Below are 18,323 nucleotides of genomic sequence, written 5' to 3'. Positions count from 1 at the left end.
GGATCAGGACTGGCCCCCGGTCTCTCGTCGCTGCGCCAGTATTCCGCGCGCGTCGACCAGGTCGGAGGGCTTGTCCACATCGACTGCGGCCAGCCCGTCACGCGCTGCCACCAGGCTGGCCCTTATGCCGATCTTCGTGCCCAGGCTGCCGAGGGCGGCTGCGAGGGTCAGTCTGCCCAGCGCATAGCTCAGCAACATGCCGAGGCCGAGGCGGGCGGCTATGCGCCAGGGGCGTTTGCGGTCCGCCTCCACCAGTTTCCAGGTCTCTATCGCGCTTTCGGCGCGCTTTGAGTTGAGCAGGAACACGTTGCAGCCCGACCAGTGCCCGTCTGCGAAGCGCAGATATGTCCGCCGGGAACCGGGCATGGCGGCCTCGATCGCCTGACGCCGGGCGAGCAGGACGGCGACATCGGCATCTTCGGGCGTGTCGAGAAGGAAGTCGCTGACCCATTCCCCGCGCAGCAGGGCGTGATCCGCCGTGGTGATGAGCATCGGCGCACCCAGCCGTACAAAACCGGCGGCGACGCTTGCGCTTGGCCCGGCTTCGGCAGGGATTACCTCGCAATTCAACATTTGCGCCAGCGCCACGACGGCAGGATCGTTGGCGATGACGGCCACACGCTCGATCCCGGCATCACGGAGCGCATGGGCGACATGGGCGAGCATCGGCTGGCCTTCCAGTTCGACCAGCGCCTTGTGGCTGACGCCCTCGGACGCGGCGACAGGATCGGGCGCGCCGGGGCGAGAACCTGCGAGGATGAGCGCGGCGGGCTTCATGCCGGTTTGCGCTCCATTGCCTTCTTTGTGCGCCATACGTGCCATAACACGCCGGGAGCCGCGAGAACCGGATGGCGTTCGCGCCAGGGGGTTATGGTGACAGGTACGCCCGTGTGGCGTTCGATCTTCCACGCGGCGTAGCGGGCCGCACCGTCGAACGTCGTGGATGCCTTGAGCAGGCGGAGCACGTTGTAAGGCTTGCCGAGACGCTGGCGGCGTTTCCACCAGTTCAGAGCACGGTTACGCTCCCGCGCCGCAAGGGCAGGGCGGATCGTTCCCTTGGGTTCCCGGGTGAAAGCGATGCCGTCGGCGGCCAGCGCCAGGGGGAGCAGGCCGTCGAAATGCTCGCGATTGACGGCGAGGATCGAATCCTCCCGCCCGGCCTTTTCTACGCGGAATTCGGCCGCGTATGTCGCCCTGAACAGCGCCCGCCAATAGTCTTCCGCCGTTCCCGCTTCCGGTCCCAGAGAAACCGCAAGCCGGGTTGCAGTGCGGGCGGCGCCGGAGACCGCTTCGGCAACGGGGCCGATTGCGGCTTCGTCGCGCAGCCAGGCCAGGCCGCAGGGCTGGACGAAGCGGGCCCATATGGTGGTGTCGAGCAGTTCGCCGGCGGCAGCGGCGCGGAAGGTTTCCAGAGTCATGGTCGCGACCTTGGCGCGCAGCGGAATGCCTTCGAACGTCCACTCATGATAGCTGACGCGAGGCCAGATCTTCTCGATCTGGGGGCCTTCGGTGAGGACGTAGAAATCCAGAACGCCTTCAAGCGAGCCTGTGCGCAGGTTGGAGCCGTAGAACAGCACCGCCACGGCGTTGCCTGCTGCAAGGGCCAAGCGCTGCGCGAAGGCGCGGATTTCGGGTTCGATCGGGCGCTGGATGGCCTTGCGGACGCGTCCTTCGAGATCTTCGGTCATGACGTCATGCTCGGGCAGCGGCGCCCGGAAATCAAGCGCCGGAAAACCGTTTTCAGGGGACCACGAACGTCAGTTGCGGGCCTTCCTCAAGCACGTAATCGCCGCCCGGGAACGCTTCGCCATCGAGGATGAAGGAGCCGTCCAGTTCAAGATCGACGGCACTGGCGCAGAAACGATGAACGCCGCGCCGTTCAAGAAACTTGCCCCAGAACCCGAACAGAACCGCCGGAAGCAGGGCAATGACCCAGCGCACCGGCCAGTCGATAACACCCAGCTTCATGCCCGGGGCCACGTCGCTGCCGAAGGGGCGGGCGCCGAGCGGGAAACGCTCGAACGTCGTTGCGACGGCCATGAAGCGCTCGTCCGAACGGCCGGGTCCTTGATAAGGCAGGTCGCGGCCGGTGTGGCGGTTCACCAGACGGGTGGGCGTGCAGGAACGCCATGGGTTGCCGGCACGGCCGAACAGGGTCTGGATGATGCCCCAAAGGACAGTCAGGCCAACCGCAAAGCTGTTGAACGCGCCCCGGCGGTGCGCTTCCTGGCCAGCCTCGGTGGCGAGCGCGAATGCCCCGGTGCCGAGGATGAAGCCCTGAATGCAACCGTTGCTGTCATCCCTCGAGGAAATCCGCAGGGGACGGCGGGTCAGCTTGTTGCCCTTGTGCGCCGCGGCGAGAGCTTCGGCGAGCGACCATTGGTTAGGTAGGCCAAGATCGATGGCGAGCGCATTTGTCTTTCCCTTGGGAAGGACGATGAAGGTCGGCCATTCCTCACCGAAGATATCTGCGCCGCAGGTCAGAACGTCGCGCACCGTTCCGTCTCCGCCGTCCACCACGAGATAGTCGATCCCTCGGCGGGCGAAGCTTTCGAGCACGCCGTAGAGATCCGTGCGGGTGCGCGGTGTTTCCGTAAGGATGTTGGAACAGTCCGCCATCTCGGGCGCGTGGCCCTTGTTGCGGTGGCTGCGAGGATTGCGGATGATACCTACGAGAGGCACAGCGCGGCCCCGCTGGGCTGAACGCGCCAGGCTGGCCGATTTGCGCCGGCCGTCATGCTCACCGGATGTCGGCAGCGTTTCGAATTCGTAAATGGTTCCGTACACGGGGGCCTATGTAGGCATCCCGAGCCGAAAAATCATCAGGAAACATCAACTGACACATTAAGGTTACAGTTCTATGGCGGATTGGCGCCACTTGCAAGACCCTCAATTTCCTGCGCGTTCTGTGCAACTCGCAAGATTGCCAGTGGAGGCGTGACATATTACGGCCGGTCCATGGTCGAAAATGACACTCCCCCCCTCGTCGTCAATATCGGCGAAAACCCCGTTCAGCTCTGGGGTCTTACGATGGCCGAGCGCGTCGCGCGCATCGCGCGCGCGAACGGACTGGTTCCCGGCTCTGCCGTTCCTGCCGGCCCTGCGGTTCTTTCGAACGCCGCTTTTGCGTGGGATCCGGCGTGGTTCAAATACATCACCACGCGCCCCCGCATGGTGCTCACGCTCGGCGGTGTCCCCGCGCTAGCTCATGCGGCGGATGCAGATCAGGCCTCCCGAGTCGCGGAGGCGATGAGATCGGGTACTCCGCTTGGCGATCCATCGGGACTCGATGTGGTTGCCTTCGAGAGTGGCCCCACCGTGGAGAACAAGCAGCTTCGCAAGCGCGAGACGCCGTTTCTCATGGCGCTTGACGCTGAGACCGTGCGTCCGATCGAAAGGGCCAGCTACTTCGGGGCCTACAAGGGCGTCACCGATGTACTGACCAAATACCTCTGGCCGGAATGGGCCCTGGTACTGACGCGTGTCTGCGCGAAGCTGCACATCACGCCGAACATGGTCACCGCCGTCGGCGCGGTGTTCTGCGTGGCCGCGACTTTCCTCTTCGCCTACGGGCACTATTGGCTCGGAATGGCGCTGGGCCTCGTGTTCATGGTTCTGGACACCGTTGACGGCAAACTGGCCCGCTGCACGATCACGTCTTCGGAATGGGGTAATGTTGCGGACCATGGCATGGATCTCGTCCATCCACCGTTCTGGTGGTGGTTCTGGGCAACCGGCCTCGCTACCTGGGGCCTGGCCTACGATACGACTACCTTCTGGTGGGTGCAGGGAGCGATCCAGGGCGGATACGTTGTTCAGCGCCTGATCGAAGGCGTGTTCATGAGGCAGAACGGCCTGATGCACATTCACGTCTGGCGTAAGTTCGATAGCCGGTTCCGGCTCATCACGGCCCGTCGCAACCCCAACATGGTGATCCTGTTCGTCGCCATGCTGTTCGCGCGACCGGATCTTGGCCTGATCGCCGTGGCGTGGTGGACCGCGATTTCCTGCCTCGTTCATGCCGTGCGCCTGGTGCAGGCCTGGATCGTTCGGGCGCGGGGCGGCCAGATCACCTCGTGGTTGGCGGAAACCTGAAGGAGCGTCGGTAATGAACGGGACGATGGAAAAGTTCGGCTATCCGGCCACGCTCGTCGCCGAATTCGATCACTGGGTGGTGCTGGCAAGGCCTGCCCAGCCGACGCTGGGTTCGCTGGTACTGGCGGCGAAGTCGGAGGCCACCGCGTTCGGTGATCTCGCCGCCGAAGCACATGCCGACCTGAAGATCGTGACCGCCGCGATCGAAAGCGCGTTGGGCAAGGCGGTTTCCTATGCCCGAATAAACTACCTCATGTTGATGATGGTGGACCCTCACGTCCATTTCCATGTGATCCCGCGTTACGAAGGTACCCGCGAATGGAAGGGGCGGGAGTTCGTCGACTGTGGCTGGCCCAAGGTTCCCGACCTGGGACATGCGGTTTCGCTGGAAGGCCCGGACCTTGCTGAACTGGTCACGTGGCTCAGGCAGGCGTTCGGCTGAGGGCACGCAGGCCGTGCTGTCAGTCCTGATCTATGTCGGTGCGGCGCTTGCCGAGATCGGCGGGTGCTTTGCCTTCTGGGCCTGGTTGCGCATGGGAAAGTCGCCGCTCTGGCTCATTCCCGGCTGCATGTCGCTGGCGATCTTCGCCTGGCTGCTGACGCTGGTCGAAAGCGATCATGCCGGGCGTGCCTATGCGGCTTACGGCGGAATCTACATAGCCTCCGCGCTGCTGTGGCTCTGGCTGGCGGAAGGTGTGAAGCCGGATCGCTGGGATATGGGAGGCGCCGCGCTTTGCCTAGTCGGGGCGGCAGTGATCCTGTTCGGACCGCATCGGGGATAGTTGCGTATCAGGCGACGGCCGGGCCCCCGCCTGATACGCGTAATGCCTCAATACATGTGTTGGCCGCCGTTGATGCTCAACGTCGATCCCGTCACGAAAGCTGCATTTTCCGAGCAGAGGAACGCGCAGCCGCGAGCGATTTCGTAAGCGCTGCCGAGGCGGCCGACTGGAATCTTCGCCACGATCTTCTCAAGGACCGGTGCGGGAACGGCTGCCACCATGTCCGTGTCGATGTAGCCGGGCGCGATGGCGTTGACGGTGACGCCGTACTTGGCGCCTTCCTGCGCAAGGGCCTTCGTGAAGCCATGGATGCCGGATTTGGCTGCGGCGTAGTTCACCTGGCCATATTGTCCGGCCTGGCCGTTGATCGAGCCGATATTGACGATGCGACCCCAGCCGCGATCCCGCATTCCGGAAAACGTGGCCTTGGCCATGTTGAAGCAACCGCCAAGATTGATTCGCATGACTTCGTTCCAGTCGTCGAAGGTCATCTTGTGAAGCACGCCGTCACGGGTGATGCCCGCGTTGTTGATGACGATGTCCACGGGACCGACTTCTTCGGTCACCCTTGCCACGCCCTCAAGCGTGGCTTCGTGGTCGCCGACGTCCCATCGGTAGGCAGGGATTCCGGTCCGTTCCGTAAAGGCCTTTGCCTTCTCTTCATTGCCTGCGTAATTTGCAACTACGGTGTGACCCCGTTCCTGGAGGGCCAGTGAAACAGCCTCCCCGATACCCCTGGTCCCACCGGTAACGATAGCAACGCGCGCCATAGAAAGCCTTTCGCCTTTTAGTGAAGCATCCACCACCTGCAGTGCTATGGAAACCAGCCGCGCAGGGCAAGCCGAAGCCCATCGCTCTCGGAGCTTATTTGCGGCGAATTGATTGAGAGAAGTGCAATTATGGCTGCACGGATCAGAACCTGAATTGGGTTCCTACGTAAACTGCCTGACTGTCCTGGCGGCCATCGGTGAGGGGAACAAGGCGTTCCCGCTCTTGCGAATAACGCAGGCCGGCAGTGACATCGAGATTCTCGGTGACGCGGTAGGCGCCCCCCAGATCGACTTCGCCCGCTTCACCCGAGAACGTGCGAGGGGCGCGACCTGCCACATGCTTTTCATCGATCGAGATTCGGGGGCTGAAGCGCGATTCCTTCTGGTCGGCCGTTCCGGCCTGAAGGCTGAATTTCTTCAACTCTGGCGCATCGGAAAGCCCCTTGCCCAAGGCTTGCGGCGCCGTTTCGGGGGCGAAGTTCTGATAGCCGCGCGCCACGCCGAGATTGAAGGCGTTGGGAGCTATGCGAAGGGGCCCGACATCCTTGTCGTGCGAGCGATCTGAAGGCGATTACGCACGATAATCGCCTTCGCCGCTTCCGGATCGAAGCGAACGGCAACCGTAACCGCGCGTTCGAGGCGGCCCGGAGGTGCTGCCGGAGTGAAGGGAAACGGTTGACCTTTGGCAAGAGAGCGCATGGCGATGGCGCGCGACAGGTTTTCTGGAGAGGTCTCCGGATCGAGCGAATCGACCGATTTCTCCGTCTGCGCAGTCTTGAAATTGGTGGTGAACGCAAGAACGGCGCTGGGAAGGGCAAGCACGGTCACGCAGCAGGCCAGCAAGAGGCCGGTCTTCATTCCGCCTTTCGACGCGCGTGTTGCTTCGGCTTCCATTGCGAAATTCCCGCCTTGCCTTTCCATCTCGCCGGTTCACGATCCTGTTGCGGGATCGGCGTTCCACCATTCCGCGATCTTTCAGGCTTGCAACTTAACACAGCCTGATCGCGGATGGGAGAGGGGCGTTCAGCATGCGTTTAGCCTTGCACCCGTTATGGCGGCAAGCTGATGCAGCCGCACTTGCCGCCCGGGCAACGGCGGCTATAGAGGCGTTTCACGGCAGGTTTACCGGAAGTCCGGCGAACGCGCCAAGACAGGAACTGGGAATTACGATGACAGGCAGCACCCATACCGGCCTTCTCTCCGCTCGATCGCTGGCGACTGCGGGCTTTTGCGCCGTCGCGGCGCTTGCGCTGGCCGGTTGCGGCGGTGGCAGGAAGCAGGTCCAGTCCTCGATCGCCCCTTCGGCGGTGACGACGATCGGCGTGAACAGCTACCTGTGGCGCGCCAGCCTCGATTCGCTCTCGTTCATGCCGCTGCTCCAGTCGGACAGCGCCGGCGGCGTCATCGTCACCGATTGGTACACCAATCCCAAGGAACCCAACGAGCGCGTCAAGATCACGGTGATGATCCTCGACAAGGACCTGCGTGCCGACGCCCTGCGCGTGACTGGCCAGCGCGAAGTCTCGACCAACGGCGTCTGGGCGCCGGCGCCGGTTCAGGCTGCAACGGTGCAGAAGCTTGAGGACATCATCCTCACCCGCGCGCGTGACCTTCGCCGCAATTCGATCGGCGGCTGATTAGTTTTTTCATACGCGGCACCGGCCGGTGCCGCGAAATTGCGGGAATATGCCCGCAGGAGACTCGATTAAGATGACCGAGCGGTTCGATCCGGCTCAGGCGGACACGCGCTGGCAGGCTGCGTGGGACGACGCGCAGTGCTTCAAGGCGGACGATACCTCGTCGAAGCCGCGCAGCTTCGTGCTTGAGATGTTCCCCTATCCCTCGGGGCGCATCCATATCGGCCACGTGCGCAATTACACGATGGGCGACGTGCTGGCGCGCTACAAGCGTATGACCGGCCATGAAGTGCTCCACCCGATGGGCTGGGACGCGTTCGGCATGCCCGCCGAGAACGCGGCCATGGAAAAGGGCGTCCACCCCGGCGGCTGGACGCGCGAGAACATCGCCAACATGAAGGCGCAGTTGAAGCGCCTGGGCTTTGCGCTCGACTGGAGCCGCGAGATCGCCACCTGCGAGCCGGAATACTACGGCCACGAGCAGGCGCTGTTCCTCGATCTCTACGCAAACGATCTGGTTTACCGCAAGGAATCGGCGGTGAACTGGGATCCGGTTGACATGACCGTGCTCGCCAATGAACAGGTGATCGACGGGCGCGGCTGGCGCTCGGGCGCGCTGGTGGAGAAGCGCAAGCTCTCCCAGTGGTTCCTCAAGATCACCGACTTCGCCGACGAACTGCTGGACGGTCTCTCCACGCTCGACAAGTGGCCCGAGAAGGTCCGCACGATGCAGGAGAACTGGATCGGCAAGAGCCAGGGCCTGCAGTTCAAGTTCGACCTGACTGCCGAAGTCGGCGGCATCGGTTCGGTGGAAGTCTACTCGACCCGTCCGGACACGATCTTCGGTGCCAGCTTCGTCGCCGTCGCCGCCGATCACCCGATCGCGCAGGCGGTTGCGCAGGGTCGTCCCGAGGTCGAGGAATTCATCGCGCTGTGCAAGCAGGGCGGCACCACCGCGGCCGAGCTGGAAACTGCCGAGAAGCTGGGCTTCGATACCGGCATCAAGGCCAGGCATCCGTTCACGGGCGCCGACCTGCCGGTCTACATCGCCAACTTCGTGCTGATGGACTACGGCACCGGCGCGGTCATGGCCGTTCCCGGGCACGACCAGCGCGACTTCGAATTCGCCACCAAGTACGGCTTGCCGATCTTGCGGGTCGTGGCGGCGAGCGAGGCCGATGCCGACAAGCCGTTCGACGGCGAGTCCGAGGCCGGTGACGGCGTCTGCGTCCACTCCGATTTCCTCAACGGCATGGCCGTGAAGGACGCCAAGGCCGCCGTCATCGCGCGCGCCGAAGCCGAAGGCTGGGGTGAGGGCAAGACCGTGTGGCGCCTGCGCGACTGGGGCGTCTCGCGCCAGCGCTATTGGGGCACGCCGATCCCGTTCATCCACTGCGAGGTTTGCGGCGTGGTACCGGTGCCCAAGAAGCACCTGCCGGTCACGCTGCCCGAGGACGTCGATTTCTCGACCCCCGGCAACCCGCTCGTTCGCCACCCGACCTGGAAGCATGTCGATTGCCCGCAGTGCGGCCACGCCGCGCGCCGCGAAACCGACACGCTCGACACGTTCGTCGACTCTTCGTGGTACTTCCTGCGCTTCGCCAGCCAGCCTGACGACAAGCCCTTCGATCCGGCCAAGATTGCTGAATGGCTGCCGGTGGAGCAGTACATCGGCGGTATCGAGCATGCGATCCTGCACTTGCTCTACGCGCGTTTCTGGACGCGCGCGCTGGCCCGCATCGGCAAGGTCGAGGTGAAGGAACCCTTCGCCAGCCTGTTCACGCAGGGCATGGTCACGCACGAGACCTACTTCCGGATCAACGATGCCAACGGTCAGCCGATCTACTTCTCGCCCGGCGAGATCGACCGGACCTCGGACGGTGCGACGCTGAAGGCTGACGGTGCCGCCGTCGAAGTCGGCCGCGTCATCAAGATGTCGAAGTCGAAGAAGAACGTCGTCGACCCCGACGAGATCGTCGCGACTTACGGCGCCGACGCGATCCGCTGGTTCATGCTGTCCGACAGCCCGCCGGAGCGCGACCTGCCGTGGTCGGAAGCCGGCATCGAGGGCTGCGGCCGCTTCGTCCAGCGCCTCTGGCGTCTGTTCGCGCAGTACGACGCTTCGGTGACGGGCGAGGACAAGGCCATCGACCGCAAGGCTCACCAGACGGTGGCTGCGGTGGCTTCGGACATCGAATCGCTGGGCTTCAACAAGGCCGTGGCGCGCATCTACGAACTGACCGGCGCGGTCGAGAAGGCGGCCCCTTCGGCCAGCCGCTCGAACGCGATCCGCACGGTTCTGCTGCTCGTCTCGCCGATGATGCCGCACCTCGCCGAAGAAGCTTTCGAAACCTTCGGGGAAGGCCTCGTCTCGCAGGCTTCATGGCCTGATGTCGATCCGGCGCTGCTGGTCGAGGACGAAGTGACTGTCGCCGTCCAGGTGAAGGGCAAGCTGCGCGATACCCTGACCGTGGCCAAGGGCACTTCGAAGGAAGAACTTGAAGCGCTTGCCCTTGCCAGCGAGAAAGTGCAGCGTGCGCTGGATGGAGCCGAGGTGAGGAAAGTGATCGTCGTTCCCGACCGCCTGGTCAATCTCGTCGCGTGAAGCGTTTCCTGCGCCTTGTCGGACCCGTCCTCCTCGGAGCGGTGACGCTGACCGGCTGCGGCCTCCAGCCGATGTATTCGGGCGGGGGCAGCGGTGCGGTGGCGCGGGGTCTCACAGGCGTACAGGTCGCCGCGATCGAGGGGCGTGCAGGCTGGCTGGTGCGCAATGCGCTGGTCGATCAGCTTGGCTCCGACAAGTCGGACGCCTCACCGCGCTATCGCCTCGACGTGCGTCTTGACGATAAGCTTGAAGGCTTCGCCCTTCTCTCGGACGACACTATCGGCCGTGAACGGCGCACCCTGCGCGCGCGCTACCAGCTTGTTGACCTGTCTAGCAACGAGATCGTGCTGGACGCCACGGCAGGTTCGGATGCGGGGATCGACGTGGTTTCTTCGGACTATGCAACGATCGCGGCCGAGCAGACCGCGCTCGAAAACATGTCGAAGGATGTTGCAAGCCGTATCGTCACGACCGTCGCGCTGCGCTTGCGCGGCGATACGAAGCAGTAATCCGGTAATGCGGGCTGCGGAAAGATGAAGGCGACCCAGAAGGATTTCGGTGGTCTTGCGACCCGCGCTGCTCAGCAGGCGCGGGTCTTCTTCTTTTGCGGACCGGATGAGGCCGGGGCAAGCGACGCTGCCGCCCGGATCGTCTCGCTCCTCCCCGATCCTGGCGAGCGTGTCGAGATGGCGGGCTCCGATCTTCGCAAGGACCCGGTAAGGCTCGGCGACGAGGCGCGTTCAAATTCGCTGTTCGGAGGTACTTCGCGCCACATCTGGGTGCGTGCGCAAGGCGACGAGGCGCATGATGCCGTACAGATCTTGATCGAGAACGAGGTCGATGCCTGTCCGGTGCTGATCGTTGCGACCGGGGCGACCGACAAGTCGCGAACGGCCAAGCTGCTTGCGGCAAGGCCGGATGGGCTGGTGGCCATGTTCTATCCGCCCGATCTCGGCGCTGCGACAAGCGCGGTACGGACCATGGCCAACGGGGCCGGGCTCAAGATGGGCAGCGACCTTGCGGAAAGGATTGCGCGCGCATCGGGTCTGGATACTCGCCTTGCCCGCTCCGAAGTGACGAAGCTGGCGCTCTATCTCGACGCAGGCCCGGAAACGCCGCGACCGGTGACGGCAGCCGACCTCGATGCGGTTGGAGCCTCTACGGAGGACGATGACTTCGGACCCCTGGTCGATGCCGTGCTGGGTGGGCGACGTGAGGCGATTGGTCCGGAACTCAAGAGAATGCGGGACCAGGGGATCAATCCCGTGGGCCTGCTCCTGGCCTTTGAGCGCAGGACAGCGCAGTTGGCCGCGCTCAACGCGCGACTCGGGCGCAGTGGCGATATAGCGGGGCTGATCGATTCGGAGACCGCTGCCCGCCGGATTTTCTGGAAAGACAAGGCGGCCCTTGGCGCTCAACTCAGGATTTGGCGGGGGAATCGGCTGGAAAGGCTCGTTGCCCGACTTATTGCGTTGCACCAATCGCTGCTTGGGAACAGCCAGGACGCAGAGCTGTTCTTGTCGGAAGGATTGGTCGAAATCGCACGAATTGCGTGTTTGGATGTTAAACACCGGATAAATAGAACAGCTTAACTGAATTTACTTTCCACACACGTGGTGGTGTTCATAAGGGCAAATACCTATTGCGCTGCAACATCGGGCATTATGCCCCTGGCATCGCGACAGGTACTGGACAGGGAGCCTATGGGCGTGAGTTCGGCAATCAGGAGCGTTGAACGAATGAATGCACCATTCGCCATTTCGCCTGAAGCGATACAGCGTTCCGAGGCTGACGAACTCCTTGTTGCGCCTTCGCTGGAGCGTCGACGTCTGCAATGCTACGTCGCCCTGCTTCTGGGCGATATCGTTGCGCTTATCACAGGCTTTGCCGTCGCCGGCCTTCTGTATGACACTGACCAGGGCGCACAGATGTCGCTCGTCTATGGTCAGGTACTGCTCCCCATCTTCCTGACCCTGGCGTTATACAATGCCGCTTATTCTACCGACGCGCTGCGCGATGGCTGGCGCGGCATTTTCCGTGCGGAAATGTCGATGGTTGTGGCAGTTGTCGTGGTCGTGTTCGTGCAGTTCCTGATGAAATCCTCGGCAGAACTCTCTCGCGGAGCCTTCAGCAGCGGCGTCATCTGCGCGATGGCGCTGATCGCCTGGACGCGCCTGCAACTGCGCAGTTTCGTGACATGGCGCTGCGGTACCAACGTCATCAACGAACTGGTGATCGACGATGGCGGTCCGCAACTGCGGATTCCCGGCACCATTCGGGTATCTGCTGCCGCCATGGGGATCCGTCCCAATCTCAAGGACCCGCATTCGCTCGACCGTGTCGGCCTGGTGCTTCGCAATATCGACAGGGTTATCGTCAGCTGCCCCGCGGACCGGCGCATGGAATGGGCGATGATCCTCAAGGGGGCGAATGTCGACGGCGAAGTGCTGGACGATGAAGTGGTACGCCTCGGTGCGCAAGGTGCCCGCGTCGCTGGAAAGCATGGTCTGCTGCTGGTTTCGGCAGGACCGCTGGGACTGCGGGAGCGCGCGATCAAGCGGATCTTCGACGTAGCCTTCTCGGGCGCGGCGATCCTCGCCTTGTCGCCCTTGCTGCTGGTCGTGGCGATCGCGGTTAAGCTTCAGGATGGAGGACCGGTGTTCTTCGTCCAGCGCCGGATGGGCCGCGGCAACCGGTTCTTCAACATGTACAAGTTCCGCAGCATGACGCAGACCTTGTGCGACAGCGACGGCAGTGTCTCGGCATCGAAGCAGGACCAGCGGATTACCGCAGTTGGTCGCTTCATCCGCAAGACCAGCATCGACGAACTGCCCCAGTTGTTCAACGTTCTGTTGGGCGACATGAGTCTTGTCGGGCCCCGACCGCATGCCACGGGTTCGCTGGCGGGTGAGAAGCTGTTCTGGGAAATCGACCTGCGGTACTGGCAGCGTCACAGCCTGAAGCCCGGCCTGAGCGGGCTGGCGCAAATTCGCGGCTACCGCGGGGCCACCGATCACGAATCCGATCTGGTGAATCGCCTTCAGTCCGATCTCGAATATCTCGAAGGCTGGACCATCATGCGCGACTTGCAGATCATGTTCCTCACCCTTCGTGTTCTGGTGCACGATCGCGCATTCTGATTGCTGCCAGCCTTCGGTTCCGGCTTTCGGAGGTGCCCGAAGCGTTTCGAGCACCTCCTTTTCCGCTCAGGCTTCGGTCTGCACCGCGGTGACATCCCATTTCAGGTCGGCGGCATTATAGATGGCCGTCGCGTAAGTCGTCTTTCCGGCAGTCGTCGCGATGGGAAGAGCCGCACCGATGGCACGATAGATGGCGTTCCAGGCTACAGCGCGGGTAGTCCCGTTATCCTTGAGACGGAACCGGATCACTTGCCCGTCGAATGGCGAGCCGGTCGGGGCATTGATGGTCAGGGCTGCGGTCAGGGCTGTGCGAATGAAGCTCGATGCAGCCGAAAGATCGGGCGTGATGGTTCCCGATGCCGCGCTGCTGGCCACGTCGGGAGAACATGTGGCGATCGGGGCCCAGGTCACCAGCGGAGCGATGTAGGTCCAGGTCGCGGTTCCGTCTGTTATGGCCGTGCCCGTGCCGCTGGGACCGCTGCCGGTTGCAGAAGTGCCGGCGATCGTGCAGCGATAGACGCTGGTTCCGACATAGCGGATATCCCCGATCACATAAGCCGTGGTGCCCGCCCAAGCGAGGTTGGTATCCCAGCCATGGTCAAGCGCGACCCGGGCGATCACGCCGCCCAAAGCCATTGTGGCGCCCGATTCAAGCCTGGTCCCCCGGCATATGCCCCCCAGGGAGCCGATGGATGATGTTGCCGGAATCGGGAGCGACTGGGTGATTCCCGTGCTGCGATTGCCGCTATAGAAGACGCGGACGCGCCCCTTGCTGGGCGTGAGATCCGTGATCGTGTCGAAGACGTTGTCCGCCACCATGACGTTGCTGTAGTTGGAACCGTTTTGGTATTCGTAGCCGAGGTGATAGGTGATCGCGGAGGCCAGATCTTCCACACGGTTGCCCCGAAGCTCCGACCATGCTCCCGAATTGGCGTAGCAATAGGAAGCGATGCCGACCGATCCGGCCGGGAGCGAGCAACCCGGCAAAGTCTTCAGGGTATTGTCGATGATCCGCCCGGTCGACTGGATCAGGCGCTTGGCTGCGGAAGTTGCGAGCGGTGCGGAGTCGAACTCCAGCAGGTTGCCCTGAACGATGGACTTGTTGCCGATGCTGGCATCGAGGATGCCCACGTTGCGCAGGACATTGTTCGACACGACCATCGATCGCATGGCGGTGTCGCCCTTGATCCAGCCGAGGTCATGATCGCCTTCGTAGATGCAGGTATTTCCCGTCCACAGAACGCGGTCCGCATCGTCCAGAGTGTCGAAGCCGGCAAGCTTGGTGTCGAAGAAGGTGTTGCCGCGTTGATAGCGAATGGAACTGACGGTTCCTTCGAGGCTACCGATACCTTCGGTCCCGACCAGTTCGACAGTGACTTCATCGATGACGACGATGCCGTAATAGGCTTGTGTCAGCGCCGTTCCCACAGCGCCGCTCTTGGTTCGGATGTTGACAAGCTGATCGCTACCGAAGCCATGGCTGGCTGCCGTCACCAATCGAACCCGGCCATCGGTGCCGCGCTGGAAGCGACGGTCACGCTGCTCATGTATCCGGTCTGGTTGAAGATTGCGGCGATGTTTTTCGCCCGTTTGGTTTGGATCAGGACGTTGTTTGCGAAGACGTTGTTGAGCGAGGCGTAGAAGATGGAAGTGCAGAAATTGCCCGCATTGCGGACGAAGTTGCCCGTTACGGTGCAGTTGAAGCAGCCCTCCAGGTCCAAAGCTGTATCGAGCACATCTTCCACGACATTGCCGGTGATGGTCATGCCGTCGCCGTTGTTGCCGTAGATGGCGCCGTTCGTTCGGCACAGGTAGTTGCCCGTAATCTGGACGTTGCGCACCCGACGCGCCATCCAGACTTCACCGCCTTCCGCACTCGGTGCACCGCCGCCCCACCATGAGACCTTGCCGCCTCGAAATACGTTGCCGGTAATCGCCACGTCCTTGACGAATTCAAGCCGTACGAGCGACGCGTTGTACCGGCCGCTATCGCCGTAATTGTTGGCGATGACGATGTTCGAGGAAAGGTCGCCGAAATCCGGCCCGGACGAGAAGCCTGCCGTCACGGCGGGATCGACGCCGACACCTTCGTCGCCGGCCACGCCGTTTGCCGACTTGTATAGGCCGCGAATGTCGGCACCGTGGGTAATGGATACCCCGCCCGTGTTCACCAGTCGGTTTCCGACGAACCAGAGGAAACGAATATTGGCCGCGAACAACGCAATGCCGACATTGGAAACGTCGCCCTCGAATGCGCAGTTTTCGATGCGGATGTGTTCGTAGAAGGAACTGAACGCTTCTGCCGCGCTGACATTCTGGTTGACGTTGAAGAAGTTCGCATCGCCTGCGTTAACCAGATGGATGCCCGAGATCGTGCACTTCGGAGTGAGCGCGATCGCCTTCACGAGCCTGAACTTGCGGCCCTTCTCGGCCGTGAGCGTGAAGCCCTCGGGATAAAGTGCGTGCATGGTATCTACGGCTTGCTGCAGCAGTGCCGAATTGTCGGTCACGCCGTCCCCCCGGCAGCCGAACCATTCGATCATGGCCACGGGGCCGGGCGTGCGTTCCCAAGCCCCAAGCGCTCCACTCGGCGTTTCGCCGGGAGGCACGTAGATACCGCGATTAGGGTCTGCCTGCACCTTTGCGGACATGTCCCCATTGCGCCAGGTGAAGCTGCCCTCCCGTCCTCCTTCGGCCAGATAGGCGCGCTGACGCTCGGACAGGCTGGCCAGTTCGTTGCGGTCGAGCGATATGCGCTGGGTTGTTTTTCCGATCCTTGCGGCCAGTCCGCGAGCGACGACGTCCATGCTCATGATGAGATCTCCTGATCGTGCCGTGGTTACTGTGCGAGGCGATAGACGAGGGTGCCCGAGGCGAGGGTTATGTCGAGATAGAGCGCGGCTCCATTCTCTTCCTCGGTCCACACCTGTTCGCAGGCATTGGCGGAGAACGTCGCCCACGGCGTGCCGGCAACGGTCACGGCGTTGCGCGTCGCGCCGCCGTCCGTCGATCGGCGCAGACTGACCGTGCCGCTCCACGTGCCGGAGAGCGCTAGGACTACGGGGCGCGACAAGGAGGGAACGAAGGGCCCGGCAACGATGGACTGGGATGTCGAGCCGGACAGCGCATTGGCAGCCGCTGCCGCCACGTTCCGCACGAGGAGCGGGTCACCGGCAGCGACGCTTACAGGCAGTGGAGAGGTGTTACGGACCGTCGCAAAAGCTCCGGCTTCGTCGGAAAATCCGATCGCGAAAGCCGGGGCATAACCTGCGGGAACTGCTATGGGATTGCTCATCGGGGCTCCTTTCAATGAGGAAGGCCCGAATCCAGATACGCATTACGAGGGGTGTAGGAAAATTCTTTCGGCAGTACGCCTTCAGGAAACTACCGGAATCGGTCAGTTTTTCTTCTTGGGGACGTTGAAGGTGCCCTGCACACGTCCGCCGGAGGCTGAAGAGACGCCGCTCTTGAGATCCATCACGAACCGGCCGCCGCGAAGCGTATCGCCGCTGCCGCGCTTGAGCGTGGCGTTGCCGACCATCGTGATGATGCGCTGGTTGAAGTCGTAGATCGCGGTATCGCCGGTGGCGATCTGGTCCTGGCGGGTGACGACGACGTTACCGCTGGCGGTGATGCGCTGGACCTGATTTCCCGCAGTGTAATCCATCACGGTTCGCGCCGCACGCAGGCGCAGATCGGCCTGGGTGATATCGACATTGCCGGTCAGCACGACGCGGCCCTGCTTGTCCTGAAGTTCGATCCGATCGGCCCCGAAATCGACGGGTGCATCGGAGTTGTGGCCGGAAATCCCCTGCGCACCAAGCTGCTGGCCAGCGGCGAACAGGGCAAGCCCGATCACGGGCGCGGCAATGGCGATACGAAGAAGGCGGGGGCGGGGCGTCATTGGGGTATCCTCAGCTTGCCGGGCGTTATGCGCATCCGGGCATTGCCTTCAAGCGTTACGGTGCGGTTTTCGAGGTCGGCGTGCATGGCATCGGCCTTGAACGGACCGGAGGGCATGGTGCCCTGAACGCCGCCGGAAGCGACCGCGGTCTTGTTCTTGATGTCGACGTCGACCTTGCTGGTGGTCATGGTGTAGCCATCGGCGGCCTTGAAGTTCACCGGGCCGTCCACCGCCATCGTATCGTTGTCGAAATTGTAGGCGCCGCGCGGCGCGACGATATCTGCCGGGCCATCGCGCATGCTCATCTTGGCGACAAGTTGCTGCATTTCGACGATCGGAATTTCAGGCGATCGCTGGACGGCGGTGCCGGCGGTCACCACGAAATCGCGGCCCAGATTGTCCTGGCCTCGATAAGCGGCGTTGGACACGGCGATCCGCTCCCCGGTCGTATCGACCTTGTTGCGGTCCAGCAGGAAGCTGATCTCACCGCGAGGGGAGAGCGGAACCAGGATCATGACGGCGGCAACCAGGCCGATGCCCGCAGGCAGGGCCTTGGACAGAAATGCCACCATGCGATCGTGCGAACCGCCGGGCGCGGCGAAGTGCCGGCGGCGGTTACGGACCTGGTTGGCTTCGACCGACATCGCTGGTTGCGCTCCCGATCAGGCGGCTTCGTGGCTGAAGATATCGTGGTTGGGCCAGCCTGCAAGATCGAGCCGGGCGCGGGCGGGCAGGAAGTCGAAGCAGGCCTGCGCGATTTCGGTACGGTTCTCTCGTGCAAGCCGCACGACCAGAATCTCATGCATGGCGTGCAGATAGCGCACGTCCGAGGCGGCATAGTCCTTCTGCGCATCGGTGAGCTCAGCCGCACCCCAGTCGCTCGACTGCTGCTGCTTCGATACTTCCTTGCCCAGAAGTTCGCGCACGAGGTCTTTCAGACCGTGGCGATCGGTATACGTGCGCACCAGCTTGCTGGCGATCTTGGTGCAGAACACCGGCGCGGCCGTGACGCCGAGGTAATGTTCGATCGCAGCGAGGTCGAAGCGGGCGAAGTGATAGAGTTTCAACCGCGAGGGATCGGCCAGCACCGCCTTCAGGTTCGGCGCGGCAAAGTCGCTGCCGGGCGCGAAGCGGACGAGATGCTCGTCGCCTTTTCCGTCGGAAATCTGGACCACGCAGAGGCGGTCGCGCGGGGTGATCAAACCCATCGTTTCAGTGTCGACAGCGACGGGTCCCGGCGCAAGCACGCCCTCGGGGAGATCTTCTTCGTGGAGATAGACAGCCATGGTCCGGAAATGCTTAGGGACTGGGCCTGCGTTAGGCAATGGGCGGATGGTCCGGGATGCCGGTTACCGCCGACAAATCGGGAGTATGGCGCGAATGGAAACTT

At 62.9% G+C, this 18,323-nt stretch carries 20 protein-coding genes; 8 read left to right on the top strand and 12 right to left on the bottom strand.

What is annotated here, in order from left to right; all coding sequences use genetic code 11:
* Positions 1–3 precede the first annotated feature (3 nt).
* The 3 genes from ADT71_RS24475 to ADT71_RS24465 are packed head-to-tail and all read right to left on the bottom strand — an operon-like array spanning position 4 to position 2,787.
* Complete coding sequence (locus ADT71_RS24475; RefSeq protein WP_054441123.1) at positions 4–777, bottom strand: nucleotidyltransferase family protein; 774 nt, start codon at positions 775–777, stop codon at positions 4–6.
* Positions 774–1,688, bottom strand: coding sequence for a hypothetical protein (locus tag ADT71_RS24470; protein WP_054441120.1), 915 nt, complete (start codon positions 1,686–1,688; stop codon positions 774–776). Before ADT71_RS24470 ends, ADT71_RS24475 begins: the two co-directional genes overlap by 4 nt.
* A gap of 52 nt (positions 1,689–1,740) precedes the next feature.
* Entirely contained in the window at positions 1,741–2,787 is a 1,047-nt protein-coding gene (locus ADT71_RS24465) for a diacylglycerol kinase family protein (RefSeq protein WP_054441119.1), read from the bottom strand.
* Positions 2,788–2,958: 171 nt separating this feature from the next.
* On the opposite strand from ADT71_RS24465, the gene ADT71_RS24460 reads away from it, so the two are divergent.
* Genes ADT71_RS24460 through ADT71_RS24450 form a run of 3 tightly spaced genes read left to right on the top strand, consistent with a single transcriptional unit; the run spans position 2,959 to position 4,877 of the window.
* The gene (locus tag ADT71_RS24460) at positions 2,959–4,095 is read left to right on the top strand and encodes a CDP-alcohol phosphatidyltransferase family protein (RefSeq protein WP_054441117.1); all 1,137 of its coding nucleotides are present in this window, start codon (positions 2,959–2,961) and stop codon (positions 4,093–4,095) included.
* A 13-nt stretch (positions 4,096–4,108) separates the two neighbouring features.
* Entirely contained in the window at positions 4,109–4,537 is a 429-nt protein-coding gene (locus ADT71_RS24455; RefSeq protein ID WP_054441115.1) for an HIT family protein, read from the top strand.
* A gap of 13 nt (positions 4,538–4,550) precedes the next feature.
* Positions 4,551–4,877, top strand: coding sequence for a YnfA family protein (locus ADT71_RS24450; protein ID WP_054441112.1), 327 nt, complete (start codon positions 4,551–4,553; stop codon positions 4,875–4,877).
* Between the two features lie 47 nt (positions 4,878–4,924).
* On the opposite strand, the gene phbB is transcribed toward ADT71_RS24450, so the two are convergent.
* The 3 genes from phbB to ADT71_RS34425 all read right to left on the bottom strand — a co-directional run bounded on the left by phbB (position 4,925) and on the right by ADT71_RS34425 (position 6,475).
* Positions 4,925–5,647 carry an acetoacetyl-CoA reductase gene (gene phbB, locus ADT71_RS24445; RefSeq protein ID WP_054441110.1) on the bottom strand — a complete coding sequence of 241 codons (723 nt, stop codon included), beginning with the start codon at positions 5,645–5,647 and terminating at the stop codon, positions 4,925–4,927.
* A 142-nt stretch (positions 5,648–5,789) separates the two neighbouring features.
* Entirely contained in the window at positions 5,790–6,146 is a 357-nt protein-coding gene (locus ADT71_RS34430) for a hypothetical protein (protein ID WP_231636164.1), read from the bottom strand.
* Positions 6,147–6,169: 23 nt separating this feature from the next.
* Positions 6,170–6,475, bottom strand: a complete 306-nt coding sequence (locus ADT71_RS34425; RefSeq protein WP_231636163.1) for a hypothetical protein — start codon at positions 6,473–6,475, stop codon at positions 6,170–6,172.
* A gap of 341 nt (positions 6,476–6,816) precedes the next feature.
* On the opposite strand from ADT71_RS34425, the gene ADT71_RS24435 reads away from it, so the two are divergent.
* The 5 genes from ADT71_RS24435 (at position 6,817) to ADT71_RS24415 (ending at position 13,029) form a co-directional block, all read left to right on the top strand.
* Entirely contained in the window at positions 6,817–7,284 is a 468-nt protein-coding gene (locus ADT71_RS24435; RefSeq protein ID WP_054441108.1) for a DUF3576 domain-containing protein, read from the top strand.
* A gap of 73 nt (positions 7,285–7,357) precedes the next feature.
* Positions 7,358–9,889, top strand: coding sequence for a leucine--tRNA ligase (gene leuS, locus ADT71_RS24430; RefSeq protein WP_054441106.1), 2,532 nt, complete (start codon positions 7,358–7,360; stop codon positions 9,887–9,889).
* A 71-nt stretch (positions 9,890–9,960) separates the two neighbouring features.
* Entirely contained in the window at positions 9,961–10,398 is a 438-nt protein-coding gene (gene lptE, locus ADT71_RS24425) for an LPS assembly lipoprotein LptE (RefSeq protein ID WP_165913267.1), read from the top strand.
* Positions 10,399–10,422: 24 nt separating this feature from the next.
* Positions 10,423–11,481 (top strand): DNA polymerase III subunit delta, encoded by a 1,059-nt coding sequence (gene holA, locus ADT71_RS24420; RefSeq protein ID WP_054441103.1) that lies wholly within the window; start codon positions 10,423–10,425, stop codon positions 11,479–11,481.
* A gap of 147 nt (positions 11,482–11,628) precedes the next feature.
* Positions 11,629–13,029 (top strand): sugar transferase, encoded by a 1,401-nt coding sequence (locus ADT71_RS24415; RefSeq protein ID WP_054441101.1) that lies wholly within the window; start codon positions 11,629–11,631, stop codon positions 13,027–13,029.
* Positions 13,030–13,095: 66 nt separating this feature from the next.
* Here ADT71_RS24415 and ADT71_RS24410 read toward each other — a convergent pair whose 3' ends face one another.
* The 6 genes from ADT71_RS24410 to ADT71_RS24385 all read right to left on the bottom strand — a co-directional run bounded on the left by ADT71_RS24410 (position 13,096) and on the right by ADT71_RS24385 (position 18,219).
* Positions 13,096–14,523, bottom strand: coding sequence for a hypothetical protein (locus ADT71_RS24410; RefSeq protein ID WP_054441099.1), 1,428 nt, complete (start codon positions 14,521–14,523; stop codon positions 13,096–13,098).
* Positions 14,520–15,842 (bottom strand): right-handed parallel beta-helix repeat-containing protein, encoded by a 1,323-nt coding sequence (locus tag ADT71_RS24405; protein WP_054441097.1) that lies wholly within the window; start codon positions 15,840–15,842, stop codon positions 14,520–14,522. The genes ADT71_RS24410 and ADT71_RS24405 overlap by 4 nt, the downstream gene beginning before the upstream one ends.
* Before the next feature lie 26 nt (positions 15,843–15,868).
* Complete coding sequence (locus ADT71_RS24400) at positions 15,869–16,324, bottom strand: hypothetical protein (protein WP_054441095.1); 456 nt, start codon at positions 16,322–16,324, stop codon at positions 15,869–15,871.
* Positions 16,325–16,426: 102 nt separating this feature from the next.
* Positions 16,427–16,933 carry an LptA/OstA family protein gene (locus tag ADT71_RS24395; protein WP_054441093.1) on the bottom strand — a complete coding sequence of 169 codons (507 nt, stop codon included), beginning with the start codon at positions 16,931–16,933 and terminating at the stop codon, positions 16,427–16,429.
* Positions 16,930–17,577: an LPS export ABC transporter periplasmic protein LptC gene (lptC, locus tag ADT71_RS24390; protein WP_054441090.1), complete on the bottom strand. Its 648-nt coding sequence runs from the start codon at positions 17,575–17,577 to the stop codon at positions 16,930–16,932. Before lptC ends, ADT71_RS24395 begins: the two co-directional genes overlap by 4 nt.
* A gap of 18 nt (positions 17,578–17,595) precedes the next feature.
* Complete coding sequence (locus ADT71_RS24385; RefSeq protein WP_054441088.1) at positions 17,596–18,219, bottom strand: ribonuclease D; 624 nt, start codon at positions 18,217–18,219, stop codon at positions 17,596–17,598.
* Between the last annotated feature and the right edge of the window lie 104 nt (positions 18,220–18,323).

This window comes from Novosphingobium sp. ST904, assembly GCF_001298105.1.
Lineage (GTDB): Bacteria > Pseudomonadota > Alphaproteobacteria > Sphingomonadales > Sphingomonadaceae > Novosphingobium.
The sequence above is the reverse complement of the archived record's forward strand: the minus strand, read 5'-3'. Positions and strand labels throughout refer to the sequence as shown.